This is a genomic window from Streptomyces sp. NPDC032940 (assembly GCF_040636935.1).
GTDB lineage: Bacteria > Actinomycetota > Actinomycetes > Streptomycetales > Streptomycetaceae > Streptomyces.
In genome coordinates, this window is sequence record NZ_JBEZVJ010000007.1 from 1 (window position 1) to 13,684 (window position 13,684).

Genomic DNA, 13,684 nt, shown 5'->3' on the forward strand with positions numbered 1-13,684 from the left:
TGCAGGACGGTGTCCTCGGGCAGTGCCGTCGTCTCGGTCAGGGCGCGCTGAAGGGTGGGTCCGTGGTGGAACTCGTAGGCCAGCCAGGGCACTCCGGCCTCGGAATCGGCGTCGATCACGCGGGCGGTGCGGGGGCTGTGGACGCGTCGGGCGGCGAGGGCTTCGCGGCGTAGTCGGTGCCGGAAGGTGTCGTCGTAGGCGGCGAAGGTGTCGCGTACGAGTTTGACGGCGACGAGGCCGCCCGCGGGGCCGGAGGCCAGGAGGACCCGGCCCATGCCTCCCTCGCCCAGTACCGCGCGCGTCCGGTACGGCCCGACCGTACGCGGATCAGACGGCGCCAGGTCCCACACAGACGGCCTCTCCCCGATGAAGGTGGTGCGCCTCGACTTCTCTTCCCGGTCTCGCGGCCACTTTTCACGTAACCGGGAGTGGGCGTCACTGTAGTGGACGACGTCCGAGGGACGTCGACGTTCCGGCAAGGTCACCGCAGCGGGTCCGCGTCTCCCGCGAAGCCTCCGTCACGCCCATTGCCCGCACTGCCCCGCCTCGCCATGTCAACGAAGAATCACCTCACTCGACGAGGTGCGGGATGTGATGGACCACCCGACCCTCGGTGTCGCGCTCGGGCTCGTGGGCGTGGCGGACGGCGCGAAGGCATGGGCGTGGTCGTAGGCCGGCTCGGTGGCCGGCAGCGACACGGGTGCCGGCCCGGAGTACGTGTGGGACGACGCGACGGGCCCCCTGATGGCCTCGTTGCTCGAGAACGGCAGCGTCCCTACCGTCAACGCGGCGATGAAGGGGTGGGTGAACAACGGCGGCCCGCTGCCCGGTGGTCTGCCGGCCGCCCTCACCGCGCACCTGAGCCGGCCGACAGGCTGCCCTCCTGAGCCGGCCGGGCCGAACCGACCCGCGCCGGCGACTGCGACCGGCGCCGGGACACCTGCCTGTTCATGCTGTACGGCCCCGGCAGCGGCATGATGAGCACCGTGATCCCGCGAGGCCGGAAGCGTCTACTGGCCGGCGGGCGCCGCCGGCCCCGGCCCGGCGAGCCGGGCGACGAAGTCGTCGACCATGGCGATCTGCACGTCCTCGGGAAACCGTCCGGGGTCGAAGAGGGCCTGTACGACGAGTCCGTGGACGAAGGCGACGGCAGCGGCGGCCAGCTGACCCGTGTCGGCCGTCGCGGGGATCTCCCCGAGGTCACGTGCCGTCTCCAGATGAGGGCGGAAACCGTCGCGCAACCTCGCGTACCGGTCGCCCTGTCGGGCGGCCAGCGCCTCGTCGGCGAGGGACTGGTCCCAGGAGCCGACCCAGACGCGGTTGCGGGCGGTGTCGGCCGGCGTGAGCGGCAGGATGTCGAGCAGCATGGCCCGCACGGTGGACAGGCCGTCGGCGGGGGGAGTCCGGCGCGGGCGTCCGGCCGTGTCCTGTTCCAGCAGCTCCAGCGCGTGCGTGACGAGGGCCCGCTTGCTCGGGAAGTAGTGCGTCAGCATGCCGGTCGAGACGCCCATCTCGGCGGCGACGGCGCGCAGCGTCAGCCCGTCGAATCCCTTGGCGGCAAGGACGCGCCACACCGCCTCGGACACGTCCTTGCGGCGGGCTTCGTGATCTCCGGGTGCGGGGGGCGTCATGCCGCTAGCCTACATACCAAACGCTTGTTACGTACCCTCCCTGCCATGTGACCGCGGGCAGCTCCTCGTCTGCGTCATCGGCCGGCCCGACCCGGAAGGCGGAACGCCCATGTTCACCGACCCGCTCGACGACCGCGCACACCTTGGTCCCCTGGAGCCTTGGCAGGCTCCGGAGTTCCTGGCGCACATCGACCGGGCCCGCCCCCTGGTCGACCCGTGGATCCCCTGGGCGTCACTCACCACCGACCTGGCCTCGGCCAGATCGACCCTCCAGCGCTACGCCGACCTCTCGTCCTGCGACAGCGGCCGGATATACGGGATCTGGCTGGACGGAGTGCTCGTCGGCGGCGTCATGTTCACCCGCTTCGACGCCTCCTCGGGCGTGTGCGAGATCGGCTGCTGGCTGGAGGAGGCCGGGCAGGGCCGAGGGCTGGTGACCCGTGCGTGCCGGGCACTGATCGACTGGGCCTTCACCGAGCGCGGAATGAGCAGGGTCGAGTGGTGGGTCGCCTCGGGCAACACCCGCAGCATCGCGTCCGCCCGCCGTCTGGGGATGACCCGGGACGGCGTGCTCCGGCAGCGTTACCCGTACCGCGGGGTGCGCCACGACAGCGAGGTGTGGTCCGTCCTGGCGCAGGAGTGGCCGCCGGCAGAGGGTCGGGCCACACGCGAGCCCGAGCCCGGGTTCGTGTCCGCCTCCGGCGACCAGGCGGAGATCGACCGGTTGATGGGCCTGTTCATGGACTCCTTCACCAACACCGGCGGAAGGCGCTGCGATCTGGAGATCATCCGTGAACTCTTCGTCCCGGAGGGGCGGATCATCTCCAACATCGGGAACGACCCCGTGATCATGGACGTGGACGCGTTCGTCGAACCGCGTCGCAAGATGCTCAGCGACGGCACGCTGACGGAGTTCTCCGAGTGGGAGGTCTCCCAGCGCACCGAGATCTTCGGATCGGTCGCGCACCGGTTCAGCGAGTACCGCAAGTCCGGCGTCCGGGACGGAGCACCCATCGAGGGGCGCGGTCACAAGACCACCCAGTTCCTCCGGACCCGAGACGGCTGGAGGATGTCCTCCATGGCCTGGGACGACGAACCGGCCCGCCGTCCGGAGTGACGGGCACCCGGCTCCCCGGCCCACGGCCACGTCCTGCCCGGCGGGCGGTCCAGTGCCGCAGGTGCGGGGCCCGGGCCGGCCGCACCGCGCGCTCCCGGGCCGCGGCCGGCACCTCGAACGAGGTCAGCGCGACCGGCGGGGCGAGCCGCTGCACCGTCGTCGACTGCACGGCGAAGGCCCGCAGCCCCTCCGCTCCGTGGACCCGCCCGAAACCGGAGTCCTGCGAACCGCCGAACGGCAGCGTCGGCGCCGCCGCGTGGTGCGGGGGCGGTGTCTGGGGGGCGGTCATGGGGTCCCCTGTGAGGTGAAGATGCAAAAGCCACTTCGCATGGGGAGCCTTGCATGCTCGGGCCCGGCACCTGTCCGGGCATGCGTGGACACCCCCTCGTCACCGTCACGCACGGTGACCGATTCTGATCGAGTCCGACCGCTTCTCGATACTTCCGGAGCGACTGCTTCACCGGCTTATCGGTCTGTCGTACGACGCCTCATACCAGAGCGGGACGTTGTCCGAAGGACTTTGGCAACTGCCCACCGCACTTGATGTGCGGGCGACTACTGTCAGTGTCCGTCGGGCGGCGTAGGGCCGGAGCCCCGGTCCGTCCGGCCGACCCGCGACGGCGCACACCCGTGTGGCGTCGCGTGCCCGCGTGACGTCCGCCCCACGCGCCGGCACCCGTGCCCGACGGACCAACGGACCAGTACGAGGACCCCGATGTCTCACCTCCGCGCCCCCGCCGCGCGAGCAGACCGCCGTGAGGGCGGACGGCACGGCCGGCCGGCCTCACATACCGCCCCCGCGCTGCACGAGACCCACATACGGCCCCAACTCCTGCGCCTGGCCGTGCTGCCGCCCGTCGCGGTCGCCCTCAGCGCCTGCGCGGCCGTGCTGTTCATCGTCCGCTCCACCGGCGTACGGCCGGGTCCCGCCCTGTGGGCCGTGCTCGGCGGAGCGGTCTCGGTGGCACTGGCCGCCGTCGTCATCGCCGCCGTCGCCGCCGGCCGCGCCGCGCGGTCCGTGCACGACCGGGTCGCCGCGCTGCGCCGCAGCGCCGCGCGCGGGGAGGGCGAACTGCGCGCCGCCCTCGAGGCGTTGCGCCGCGGCGAGACCCCGCCCCGGCGCAAGTCGCGCGGCGGGCCCCCGGCCGACGCCGACGACTTCGAGCTGCTCGCCGCCGACCTCTCCCGCGCCCACGACGCCGCCGTCACCGCCGTCGTCAAGGCCGCCCAGCTCTCCAGCCAGGCGGGCAGCGAACAGAAGCTGGAGGTCTTCGTCAACCTCGCCCGGCGCCTGCAGTCCCTGGTGCACCGCGAGATCTCCATCCTGGACGAGCTGGAGAACGAGATCGAGGACCCCGACCTCCTCAAGGGCCTCTTCCACGTCGACCACCTCGCCACCCGCATCCGCCGCCACGCCGAGAACCTCGCCGTGCTCGGCGGCGCCGTCTCCCGCCGGCAGTGGAGCAACCCGGTGGACATGACCGAGGTGCTGCGCTCCGCCATCGCCGAGGTCGAACAGTACTCCCGGGTCCGGCTCGTCCCGCCGATCGACGGGACCCTGCGCGGCCACGCCGTCGCCGACGTCATCCACCTGCTGGCCGAACTCGTCGAGAACGCCACGCTGTTCTCCGCCCCGCAGACCCAGGTGCTGATGCGGGCCAGCCTCGTCACCTCGGGCCTCGCCGTGGAGGTCGAGGACCGCGGACTCGGCATGCCCGTCGCCGAGCAGAGCCGGATGAACGCCCTGCTCGCCGACCCCGACCAGGTGAACGTCGCCCGGCTGCTGGCGGACGGCCGCATCGGGCTGTACGTGGTCTCGCAGCTCGCCAAGCGGCACGGCATCACGGTCCGCCTGCAGACCAACATCTACGGCGGGGTGCAGGCCGTACTCGTCGTACCGCAGGCCCTGTTGGGCACCGAACCGGGCCTTGAGGAGGGCGGGGAACAAACCGGGGAGACCACGGGCCCCACGCCGGCGCTCGCACCCCCTCCGCAGCAGCACCGGCTGCCCGGGACGTCCGCCTCAGCCCTGCCGGGCCCCGGGACGCCTGCCACCGAGCCCGTGCCGGGGGCGCCCGTTCCCCCGTCCGCGGTGCCCGTGCCGGGGGCGTCGGCTCCCGCCGCTCAGGTGCCGGGTGTCCCCACCCCCGTCCCGCCCGGCACCGGGGCGCCCGCGTCCGACGCACCGGCCTCCGACGCGTCCGGCACCGGGGCGCCGGTGCCGGGCGGGACGTGGGCGGACGAGCCCGCTCCCGGGTCCTCCGTCTCCGCCGTACCGGCCGTCCCCGAGCGCGAGCCCGCGCCCGCCGCTCCCGGGGCGGCGGCCCCCGGCCGTCACGCCTCGTCGGTCCCCGCGCACGGCGGGGAACCCGCGCCGCTGCCCGTGCGGGGCGCACGGCAGGACCGGGCCAACCCGGCCGCCGCCGTGCCGGGCATCGGGCCCGCCGACCGGGCCCCCCTCGCCGAGCACGCGACCACCCGGCCCGTCCCGCGCCACAGCGCCGTACGCGGCACCATGGGCAAGCCCCAACTGCCCCGCCGCCGCGCCCACGAGCACCTCGTGCCGCAACTGCGCGGCGGCCCCGCGCCGCGCCCGGAACCCGGCCCCGAGCAACTCGTCGGCCACGACCCCGGCCTGATGGCGGCCTTCCAGCGCGGCGTCGGCCTCGCCGAGGCACAGCAGCACCTGGAGCAGGCCCACCCGGACGCACCCCCCACCCCGCCCGGCACCCCCGTCGCGTTGCCCGCGCCCCGCGCCGACCGCAGCGCCGCCGCGCACGACGGGAGCGAACCGGCCGGATGACAGCACCCCCGACCATCCCCGGCACGCCCACCCCCACCCCCGCACCCATGCCCACGCCCGCCCCCACCCCCGCACCCACGACCAGCGCTCCCGCAGACCTTCGTACCCCAAGGAGTCGATCCACCATGGCGAGCGATGCGCCGACCGGCCACGTGTCCGACCTCGACTGGCTGATGAGCGGCCTCGTCCAGCGTGTGCCGCACACCAGCAGCGCGGTGCTCCTGTCCGCCGACGGACTGGTGAAGTCCGTCCACGGCCTCGACGCGGACAGCGCCGACCACATGGCCGCCCTGGCCTCCGGCCTCTACTCCCTCGGCCGCAGCGCCGGCGTCCGCTTCGGCGACGGCGGCGACGTACGGCAGGTCGTCGTCGAACTCGACTCGACCCTGCTCTTCGTCACCACCGCCGGCTCCGGCACCTGCCTCGCCGTGCTGGCCGGCCGCGAGGCCGACGCGGCCGTGCTCGGCTACGAGATGGCGATGCTGGTCAAGAGCGTCCGCCCCTACCTGGTCACCGCCCCCCGGCAGCACGCCGTGGAACCCCCGGCGATGAGGCCTTGAGGGTGGCAGCGGCCGGCGACGGGCCCTGGCTCGACGACGCCGCCGGACGGCTGGTGCGCCCCTTCACCGTCAGCAACGGCCGTACCCGGCCCACCGTCGCGCTCGACCTGATGTCCCAGGTGATGGCCACCGGTGCGACCCCCCTCGGCTATCTCGGACCCGAACACGCGCAGGCGCTCGACCTGTGCCGGGGGCCCCTCCCGGTCGCCGAGCTCGCCGCCCACCTGAGGCTGCCGGTCGCGGTCACCAAGGTGCTGCTGTCGGACCTCGTCGACTGCGGCGCGCTGACCACCAAACCCCCCGCCGCGTTCCACCACGACCCCACGGACCGGGCCCTTCTGGAGGCAGTGCTCGATGGACTACGACGACAGCTCTGACTACGGCCGCGGCCACGACGACGGCACCGACCCCTTCCCCACCGCGCTGAAGATCCTCGTGGCGGGCGGATTCGGTGTCGGCAAGACGACCTTCGTCGGCGCGGTCAGCGAGATCGCCCCGCTGAGCACGGAGGAACTGCTCACCACCGTCAGCGCCGCGACCGACAACCTCGACGGCATCGAGAACAAGCTCGAGACGACCGTCGCGATGGACTTCGGCCGCATCACCCTCGACCCGCAGCACGTGCTGTACCTGTTCGGTACCCCCGGCCAGGAACGGTTCTGGTTCATGTGGGACGAACTGTGCGAGGGTGCGCTCGGCGCGGTGATCATCGCCGACACCCGGCGGCTGGAGGAGTCCTTCGCCGCCGTCGACTTCTTCGAGGAGCGCGGCCTCGGCTTCATCGTCGCGATCAACGAGTTCGACGGCTCCTACCGCTACGACCCCGAGGAGGTGCGCGCGGCCATGGACCTCCATCCCGAGATCCCGATCGTGCGCTGCGACGCCCGGATCTCCAGCTCCGGCGTGCAGACGCTGCTCACCCTCGTCCGCCACCTCATCGCCCACACCCCGGCCCCCACGACGGGGTCCGGCGCCGGAGCCCGCCCATGAGCTACGACCCGCCGCGCCCGGTCGGACGTCTGCTGCTCACCCCCGAGGACCGGGAGGCCCCCGCCCGGGTGCGCCGGCTGCACCGGCTCGGGCTCGCGCAACGCCCGGACCCGGCCCTCGACGCCTTCGCGGCCCATCTCGCCGGGCTGGTCGAGGCGCCGTACGCGATGGTCAACTTCCTGGTCGAGGGCGGGCAGTTCTTCGCCGGCCTGCGGGTGCCCGAGATACCGCCCGTGCGGCGCGGGGACGGCACCAGTCCCGAGTTCGGCCGCGTCCAGCCCCGTGACCGCGGCTTCTGCCCCCATGTGGTGGTCCGGCGCAAGGCACTGGTCCTGGAGGACGTGCGCGACTACCCGCGCTTCGCGGGCAACGCGGTCGTCGACGAGTTCGGCATCCACTCCTACCTCGGCGCGCCGCTCATCGACAGCACGGGCACGGTGCTGGGCACCGTCTCCGCCGCCGACGTACGGCCCCGGACCTGGGGGAAGCCCGGCCTGGAGACCGTCAAGGCGTCGGCCGCGGACCTCGTACGGCGCATCGAACGCAGCGCGGAGGACGGGCTCCCCCTGTGAGGCGGTCCCGCGGCCGTGCGGGGGTGTGAAGGAAAGCTGCGGCCGGGCTTAAGAAAGGCTCGATGGACCCGGGGCGGTCGCGTACGGCAGATTGCTGTGCGATTCCACTTCCCTCCCCGGACGCGGGCCGCTTCGGCATGCCCGGCGCCGGGACCACACCCGTCAGGAGCCGTAGCGTTGAAGGCGCTGGTCAAGGAGAAGGCGGAGCCCGGGCTCTGGCTCGCGGACGTCCCCGAGCCCGCCGTGGGCCCCGGTGACGTGCTCATCAAGGTGCTGCGCACCGGTATCTGCGGCACCGACCTGCACATCCGGGCCTGGGACGGCTGGGCGCAGCAGGCCATCCGCACCCCGCTCGTCGTCGGCCACGAGTTCGTCGGCGAGGTCGTGGAGACCGGCCGGGACGTCACCGACATCAAGGCCGGCGACCGGGTCAGCGGCGAAGGACACCTCGTGTGCGGCAAGTGCCGCAACTGTCTGGCCGGACGGCGTCACCTGTGCCGCGCCACGGTCGGCCTCGGAGTCGGCCGCGACGGGGCCTTCGCCGAGTACGTCGCCCTGCCCGCCGCCAACGTCTGGGTGCACCGCGTCCCCGTCGACCTCGACGTCGCCGCGATCTTCGACCCGTTCGGCAACGCCGTGCACACCGCCCTGTCCTTCCCGCTGGTCGGCGAGGACGTCCTCATCACCGGCGCGGGCCCCATCGGCCTGATGGCTGCCGCCGTGGCCCGGCACGCGGGCGCCCGCAACGTCGTCGTCACCGACGTCAGCGAGGAACGCCTCGACCTCGCCCGCAAGATCGGCGTGAGCCTCGCCCTGAACGTCTCGGCCGCCACCATCGCCGACGGCCAGCGCGAACTGGGCCTGCGCGAGGGCTTCGACATCGGCCTGGAGATGTCCGGCCGCCCCGAGGCGATGCGCGACATGATCGCCAACATGACGCACGGCGGCCGGATCGCGATGCTCGGCCTGCCCGCCGAGGAGTTCCCGGTCGACTGGGCCAGGATCGTCACGTCGATGATCACGGTCAAGGGCATCTACGGCCGCGAGATGTTCGAGACCTGGTACGCCATGTCGGTGCTGCTCGAGGGCGGCCTCGACCTCGCCCCCGTGATCACCGGCCGGTACTCCCACCGCGACTTCGAGGCCGCCTTCGCCGACGCCGCCAGCGGCAAGGGCGGCAAGGTCATCCTCGACTGGACCGCGTAAGTCTTTCGCCTCTTGCGGCCTTTCCAGCTTTGCAAGCTTTTCCAGGAGCTTAGGAGTTTCCGAGATGTTCGACTCCGTGCGCGACGACCTGCGCGCCACCCTCGACGAGATCCGCGCCGCCGGCCTGCACAAGCCCGAGCGCGTCATCGGCACCCCGCAGTCCGCGACCGTGGAGGTCACCGCCGGGGGCCGCCCCGGCGAGGTCCTCAACTTCTGCGCCAACAACTACCTCGGCCTCGCCGACCACCCCGAGGTCGTCGCCGCCGCCCACGAGGCGCTGGACCGCTGGGGCTACGGCATGGCGTCCGTCCGCTTCATCTGCGGCACCCAGGAGGTCCACAAGGAGCTGGAGGCACGCCTGTCCGCGTTCCTCGGCCAGGAGGACACGATCCTCTACTCCTCCTGCTTCGACGCCAACGGCGGCGTCTTCGAGACCCTGCTCGGCCCCGAGGACGCGGTGATCTCCGACGCCCTCAACCACGCCTCGATCATCGACGGCATCCGCCTCAGCAAGGCCGCCCGCTTCCGCTACGCCAACCGCGACATGGCCGACCTCGAGGCGCAGCTCAAGGCCGCCGGCGACGCCCGCCGCAAGCTGATCGTCACCGACGGCGTCTTCTCCATGGACGGCTACGTCGCCCCGCTCGACGAGATCTGCGACCTCGCCGACCGCTACGACGCCATGGTGATGGTCGACGACTCGCACGCCGTCGGCTTCGTCGGCCCCGGCGGACGCGGCACCCCCGAGCTGCACGGCGTCATGGACCGCGTCGACATCATCACCGGCACCCTCGGCAAGGCCCTCGGCGGCGCCTCCGGCGGCTACGTCGCCGCCCGCGCCGAGATCGTCGCACTGCTGCGCCAGCGCTCGCGGCCCTACCTCTTCTCCAACACCCTGGCCCCGGTGATCGCCGCCGCCTCCCTCAAGGTCCTCGACCTGCTGGAGTCGGCCGACGACCTGCGCGTCCGCCTCGCCGAGAACACGGCCCTGTTCCGCCGCCGGATGACCGAGGAGGGCTTCGACATCCTCCCCGGCGACCACGCCATCGCCCCGGTGATGATCGGCGACGCGTCGAAGGCGGGCCGCATGGCGGAGCTGCTGCTGGAGCGCGGCGTGTACGTGATCGGCTTCTCCTACCCGGTGGTCCCGCAGGGCCGGGCCCGCATCCGCGTGCAGCTGTCCGCCGCCCACTCCACCGAGGACGTGAACCGCGCGGTGGACGCCTTCGTGGCGGCGCGGGAGCAGCTCGGCGCCTGACCCCGGCGACCTGAGAGGATCGATTCCGTGATCGAAGCGCGGCGGCTGCACATCCTCCGAGCGGTGGCGGACCACCGCACCGTGACGGCGGCTGCCGCCGCGCTGTACCTCACCCCGTCGGCGGTCTCCCAGCAGCTGACCGCCCTGGAGCAGGAGACCGGGCACCGCCTGGTCGAGCGCGGCGCCAAGGGCGTACGGCTGACCCCGGCCGGCGAGATCCTGCTCAGCCACACCAACGCCGTCCTCGCCCAGCTGGAGCGGGCCGAGGCCGAGCTGGCCGCGTACGGCTCGGGCGAGGCCGGCACGGTCACGGTCGCCGCCTTCGCGACCGGCATCACCCTGGTCGTCGGGCCCGCGCTGGCCCGCCTCGCTCAGTCGGCGCCCGGCATCCGCATCCGCGTCCAGGACGCGGAGGGCGACGCCAGCCTGCCGATGGTCCTGGACCGGCAGGTCGACGTGGCGGTGGCCGTCGAGTACCGGGGGGCGCCGGCCGCCGACGATCCGCGCCTGACCCACGTCCCGCTGTACGCGGAGCCGTTCGACGCCGTCGTCCCGGTCACCCACCGCCTCGCCGACGCCGCGGAGGTGCCGCTCGCGGAGCTGGCCAAGGACCCGTGGATCGGCCCCTACCCCGGCAATCCCTGCCACGACGTGGTGGTGCTCGCCTGCGAGACGGCCGGATTCCAGCCCCGCCTGGAGCACTCCTCGGACGACTTCCGCGCGGTGGTCTCCCTCGCCGCGGCCGACGCGGGCGTGGCGCTCGTCCCGCGCTCGGCGCTGCTCGGCATGGACCTGGCCGGCGTGGTCGTCCGTCCGGTCGACGGCGTCGCCCCCACCCGCCGGGTCTTCGCGGCCGTGCGCCGGGGAGCGGAGGGGCATCCGCTGATCCGTCCGGTGCTCGACGCGCTGGAGGCGGTCGCCGAGCGGTAGGCCGTGCCCGCGGCGAAGACCGGCCGGCGGAACCGGCCACCCGCCCTCCGCAGTCTGGGCTGTCATGCGCGTGACGATGATCCTCCCGGCCCTGACCGAGGCGACGAGCCCGCTGTTCCGGCCCATCAAGTACTCGCTGTTCCCACCGCTGGGCCTCGCCACCCTGGCCGGCTACCTGGACCCCGACGACGAGGTCGCTCTCCACGACGAGCACGTGGAGCGCCTGGACCTGGCCGCCATGCCCACCCCGGACCTGCTGGTGATCCAGCCGTACATCACCTCGGCGCGGCGCAGCTACGAGATCGCCGACCACTTCCGGGCCCGCGGCGCCCACGTCGCCATGGGCGGCCTGCACGTCACCTCGCTGCCCGACGAGGCGGCGGCCCACGCCGACACGGTCTTCACCGGCCCCGGCGAGGACACCTGGCCGCTGTTCCTGAAGGACTTCCGCGACGGCGCCCCGGCCCGCCGCTACGACTCCACCCTGCGCACCCTCGCCGCACTGCCACCGGTGCGCCGAGACCTGATCAGACGTCACCTCTACCTCGTGCCCAACTCCCTCGTCGTCTCGCGCGGCTGCCCGCACCACTGCGACTTCTGCTACAAGGACGCCTTCTTCGAGGGCGGCAAGTCCTTCTACACCCAGGCCGTCGACGACGCCCTCGCTGAGATCGACCGCCTGCCCGGCCGCCACCTCTACTTCCTCGACGACCACCTCTTCGGCAACCCGCGTTTCGCGGAGGCCCTGTTCGACGGCATGAAGGGCATGGGCCGGCTGTGGCAGGCGGCCGGCACGGTCAACTCCGTGCTGAAACCCGGTCTGCTGGAGCGGGCGGCCGAGGCGGGGCTGCGCAGCCTCTTCGTCGGCTTCGAGACCGTCAACGACGCCAACCTCGCCGAACGCCGCAAGAACCAGAACATCGGCACGGACTACGGCGCGGCGGTACGGCGCCTGCACGACGCCGGGGTGATGGTCAACGCCAGCTTCGTCTTCGGCCTCGACCAGGACGGCCCCGACGTCTTCGACCGGACGGTCCGGTGGGCGGTCGAGCAGGGCGTCGAGACGGCGACCTTCCACATCATGACGCCCTACCCGTCGACCGGGCTGTGGCGCCAACTGGAGTCCGAGGGCCGCATCCTGCACCGCGACTGGGACCTGTACGACACCCGCCACGTCGTCCACCGGCCCCGGGGCATGACGGCCGAGCAACTGGAGGACGGCTACTGGCGGGCCTACCGCGACTTCTACCGCTGGTCCAGCATCTGGCGGGGCTCGGCCGCCCAGCCCGGCGCGCACGAGCGGCTGCGGCACCTCGCGTACGCCGGGGGCTGGAAGAAGTTCGAGCCCGCCTGGGACCTGCTGATCCGTTCGAAGCGGGTGGTCCGGGCGCTGCCGGCCCTGGAGCGCACGCTGAGCGCGTTCGGCGGGCGTTCCGCCCCTGCCCGACCCGGCGTTTCGCATCTGGGATAGCATCCCGGATATGAGACATGCGGAGGCAGTGCACGAGCCGGACCCCGTCGACGCCAGGCTCGGCGCCCGCCTCGCCGAGCTGCGGGCCGAGCACGGCTGGTCGCTGGGCGAGCTGGCGGAGCGCAGCGGGGTGAGCCGGTCCACCCTGTCCCGAGCCGAACGGGCCGAGATCAGCCCCACCGCGTCCGTCCTGAACCGCCTGTGCGCGGTGTACGGACGGACCATGTCCCGGCTGCTCAGCGAGGTCGAGGCGGAGCCGGCACTGCTGCTGCGCGCCGGGGAGCAGCCGCTGTGGGAGGACCGCGCCGCCGGATTCGTGCGCAGGTCGGTGTCCCCGCCGCACGCGGGCCTGCGCGGCGAACTCGTCGAGGGACGCCTCGCCGCCGGCGCCGACATCGCCTACGACCGGCCGCCCGTGCCCGGCCTCGAACAGCACATCTGGGTCCTGGACGGAGCCCTGGAGGTGACCGTGCGGGACCTCGCGCACGACCTCGGCACCGGCGACTGCCTGCGCCTTCGGGTGTGGGGGCCGACCCGCTTCCGCTGCCCCGGCCCGGGCGACGCCCGCTACGTGCTGGCGGTGGTGCTGCCGTGACCGTGACCCGCGTCGACGAGGCCCGGCTGACCGCGCTGCTGGGGGAGCTGGCCGACCTGCTGACCGACACCGTGGACGGGGGCGCATCCATCGGCTTCCTGGCGCCGCTCGGCCGCGACGAGGCCCTCGCCTGGTGGCGGGAGCGGGCCGCTGCCGTGGCCGCCGGGCGGATCGCCGTCTGGGTGGCGCACGACGGGGACCGGGTGGCCGGGACGGTGAGCCTCGCCCTGCCCGACAAGCCCAACAGCCGCCACCGCGCCGAGCTGGTGAAACTCATGGTGTCCCGCGAGGCTCGCGGCCGGGGGCTCGGACGCCGGCTGCTGGCCACCGCCGAGAAGGCCGCCGCCCGGACCGGCATCACCCTGCTCCACCTGGACACCGAGACCGACAGCCCGGCCGAGCACCTCTACCGCTCCGCCGGGTGGACGCGGGCCGGGACGATCCCCGACTACGCGGCGAGCCCGGACGGCGTGCTGCGGCCGACGACCCTCTACTTCAAGCAGGTCGGCGCCGCCGCGACCGCCGGAACCTGAGTATCAGGATCAATGTCA

General features: G+C 73.2%; 13 protein-coding genes and 2 pseudogenes. 12 read left to right on the plus strand and 3 right to left on the minus strand.

Annotated elements, in window-relative coordinates; all coding sequences use genetic code 11:
• Nucleotides 1–275 (minus strand): annotated as a pseudogene (locus AB0E77_RS11685) (serine/threonine protein kinase); the annotation flags it as partial.
• 735 nt (nt 276–1,010) lie between these two features.
• The gene (locus AB0E77_RS11690; protein WP_361568874.1) at nt 1,011–1,631 is read right to left on the minus strand and encodes a TetR/AcrR family transcriptional regulator; all 621 of its coding nucleotides are present in this window, start codon (nt 1,629–1,631) and stop codon (nt 1,011–1,013) included.
• Nucleotides 1,632–1,740: 109 nt separating this feature from the next.
• Here AB0E77_RS11690 and AB0E77_RS11695 point away from each other — a divergent pair, with 109 nt between their 5' ends.
• Complete coding sequence (locus AB0E77_RS11695; protein ID WP_361568876.1) at nt 1,741–2,748, plus strand: GNAT family protein; 1,008 nt, start codon at nt 1,741–1,743, stop codon at nt 2,746–2,748.
• A gap of 55 nt (nt 2,749–2,803) precedes the next feature.
• On the opposite strand, the pseudogene AB0E77_RS11700 reads toward AB0E77_RS11695, so the two are convergent.
• Nucleotides 2,804–3,004 (minus strand): annotated as a pseudogene (locus AB0E77_RS11700) (aldehyde dehydrogenase); the annotation flags it as partial.
• A gap of 459 nt (nt 3,005–3,463) precedes the next feature.
• Between AB0E77_RS11700 and AB0E77_RS11705 the strand changes: the two are divergent.
• From AB0E77_RS11705 to AB0E77_RS11755, 11 genes are all read left to right on the plus strand, one after another.
• Nucleotides 3,464–5,551 (plus strand): ATP-binding protein, encoded by a 2,088-nt coding sequence (locus AB0E77_RS11705; protein ID WP_361568878.1) that lies wholly within the window; start codon nt 3,464–3,466, stop codon nt 5,549–5,551.
• Between the two features lie 125 nt (nt 5,552–5,676).
• Nucleotides 5,677–6,111 carry a roadblock/LC7 domain-containing protein gene (locus tag AB0E77_RS11710; RefSeq protein ID WP_104633373.1) on the plus strand — a complete coding sequence of 145 codons (435 nt, stop codon included), beginning with the start codon at nt 5,677–5,679 and terminating at the stop codon, nt 6,109–6,111.
• 2 nt (nt 6,112–6,113) lie between these two features.
• Nucleotides 6,114–6,488 (plus strand): DUF742 domain-containing protein, encoded by a 375-nt coding sequence (locus AB0E77_RS11715; RefSeq protein WP_361568880.1) that lies wholly within the window; start codon nt 6,114–6,116, stop codon nt 6,486–6,488.
• Nucleotides 6,466–7,101, plus strand: coding sequence for an ATP/GTP-binding protein (locus AB0E77_RS11720; protein WP_361568881.1), 636 nt, complete (start codon nt 6,466–6,468; stop codon nt 7,099–7,101). Before AB0E77_RS11715 ends, AB0E77_RS11720 begins: the two co-directional genes overlap by 23 nt.
• Nucleotides 7,098–7,673, plus strand: coding sequence for a GAF domain-containing protein (locus tag AB0E77_RS11725; RefSeq protein WP_361568882.1), 576 nt, complete (start codon nt 7,098–7,100; stop codon nt 7,671–7,673). Before AB0E77_RS11720 ends, AB0E77_RS11725 begins: the two co-directional genes overlap by 4 nt.
• Nucleotides 7,674–7,850: 177 nt before the next feature.
• Nucleotides 7,851–8,879, plus strand: a complete 1,029-nt coding sequence (gene tdh / locus AB0E77_RS11730; protein WP_361568883.1) for an L-threonine 3-dehydrogenase — start codon at nt 7,851–7,853, stop codon at nt 8,877–8,879.
• A 64-nt stretch (nt 8,880–8,943) separates the two neighbouring features.
• Nucleotides 8,944–10,137 carry a glycine C-acetyltransferase gene (locus AB0E77_RS11735; RefSeq protein ID WP_361568885.1) on the plus strand — a complete coding sequence of 398 codons (1,194 nt, stop codon included), beginning with the start codon at nt 8,944–8,946 and terminating at the stop codon, nt 10,135–10,137.
• 27 nt (nt 10,138–10,164) lie between these two features.
• Nucleotides 10,165–11,067 (plus strand): LysR substrate-binding domain-containing protein, encoded by a 903-nt coding sequence (locus tag AB0E77_RS11740; RefSeq protein ID WP_361568886.1) that lies wholly within the window; start codon nt 10,165–10,167, stop codon nt 11,065–11,067.
• A 64-nt stretch (nt 11,068–11,131) separates the two neighbouring features.
• A complete protein-coding gene (locus AB0E77_RS11745) occupies nt 11,132–12,538 on the plus strand; it encodes a radical SAM protein (RefSeq protein ID WP_361568888.1) in 1,407 nt (468 codons plus the stop codon).
• 10 nt (nt 12,539–12,548) lie between these two features.
• On the plus strand, nt 12,549–13,133 hold the full coding sequence (locus AB0E77_RS11750) for an XRE family transcriptional regulator (protein WP_361568889.1): 585 nt from the start codon (nt 12,549–12,551) through the stop codon (nt 13,131–13,133).
• The gene (locus AB0E77_RS11755) at nt 13,130–13,666 is read left to right on the plus strand and encodes a GNAT family N-acetyltransferase (RefSeq protein ID WP_361568890.1); all 537 of its coding nucleotides are present in this window, start codon (nt 13,130–13,132) and stop codon (nt 13,664–13,666) included. Before AB0E77_RS11750 ends, AB0E77_RS11755 begins: the two co-directional genes overlap by 4 nt.
• Nucleotides 13,667–13,684: the final 18 nt, after the last annotated feature.